Genomic DNA, 276 nt, shown 5'->3' with positions numbered 1-276 from the left:
CCTCCCCTCAAGCTGCAAAGCTCTAACACTTGCGATGCTCAGGTTCTCATCAAGCGTGGCGTTGAAACCACGGACAAACTCGCTGAACTGATCAACACCAAACAGCGTCGCGATGAGCTGACGCTGGTCGCCTGGAGTTCGGGCTGCTATCCGGCCGAAGTCATCGAGCCGGTTTTTCTCCACGAAGCAGAAGCGATAGTCTTTCTCGCTCGCCTGGATCTGGGAAATGTTCCCGCCGTTGACTGAGCCAAACAGCCGTGGGACTTCGTGGCGTCG

1 pseudogene is annotated in these 276 nt (G+C 56.9%); it reads right to left on the bottom strand.

The annotated features are described in order from the left end of the window. A pseudogene (locus SB765_RS29415) lies at positions 1-276 on the bottom strand (ATPase); the annotation flags it as partial.

The sequence above is a fragment of the Pseudomonas sp. SIMBA_067 genome (assembly GCF_046534675.1).
Taxonomy (GTDB): Bacteria; Pseudomonadota; Gammaproteobacteria; order Pseudomonadales; family Pseudomonadaceae; genus Aquipseudomonas; species Aquipseudomonas putida.
The sequence above is the reverse complement of the archived record's forward strand: the minus strand, read 5'-3'. Positions and strand labels throughout refer to the sequence as shown.